An 899-nucleotide genomic window follows, 5' to 3' on the forward strand; every position below is an offset into this window, starting at 1 on the left:
AGAGGCTGTTTGAAAATGGTTGTGGCGGCTCGGCGCGGTCTGATTCAAGCTTGGGATGTGGACCCAAGAGAGCCGAGGCCGGATGGCCGACATCGCCCGCAAGACCAAGCGGTATCCGACTGATCTGACCGACGAGGAATGGGCGCGCATTAGACCGCTACTGCCCAAACCGCCGAAGCGTGGGCGCAAAGTCAGCGTCGACTTGCGCGAGATGCTGAACGCGATCCGCTACATGGCGCGCAGCGGCGGTGGCTGGCGCATGCTGCCGACGGATTTCGGCCCGTGGCAAACTGTCTATTGGTGGTTCCGGCGGTTCGTGCGCCGCATGCTGTTCCAGACCATTCACGACGTGTCGTTGATGCTCGACCGTGAGCGTGCCGGGCGTGAAGCTAGCCCCTCTGGTGGCGTGATCGACAGCCAGACGGTGAAAGCGCCGCATGCGCAGGTGCGAGGCTATGACGCTAACAAGAAGATTGTCGGTCGCAAGCGACACATCGCCGTCGATACCGACGGGCGGCTTCTGATGGTCAATCTAACCACGGCCGACATCTCCGACAGTGCCGGGGCACAGGCCATCCTCGATGCCGTCCGCAAGCGCTGGCCCTGGCTCAAGCACCTGTTCGCCGATGGTGCCTATGACCGCACCAGGCTACTCGACAAAGCCGGGTTCCGAGACTTCGTGCTGGAGATCGTGCGCCGATCTGACAAAGATCCAGGCTTCAAAGTGCTACCACGACGTTGGGTGGTCGAACGTACATTTGGCTGGATGACACGATGGCGCAGGCTCGTGCGCGATTATGAAACCCGGCTGGACGTGTCCGAAGCCATGATCCATGTCGCCATGGGCAGCCTGCTACTGCGCCGGATCGCCCATAACTGACATTTCTCAAACGGACTCT

1 protein-coding gene is annotated in these 899 nt (G+C 61.2%); it reads left to right on the forward strand.

Annotated features, from left to right (window positions below; all coding sequences use genetic code 11):
* Positions 1 to 55: 55 nt before the first annotated feature.
* Positions 56 to 880 (forward strand): IS5 family transposase, encoded by an 825-nt coding sequence (locus tag ACYQ6W_RS22635; RefSeq protein WP_459678559.1) that lies wholly within the window; start codon positions 56 to 58, stop codon positions 878 to 880.
* Positions 881 to 899 lie beyond the last annotated feature (19 nt).

It is taken from the genome of Acidisoma sp. 7E03 (assembly GCF_054665075.1).

Bases quoted from the DNA above. Each gene is read 5' to 3' on its own strand.
- ACYQ6W_RS22635 (WP_459678559.1), top strand. From the start codon at position 56: ATGTGGACCCAAGAGAGCCGAGGCCGGATGGCCGACATCGCCCGCAAG.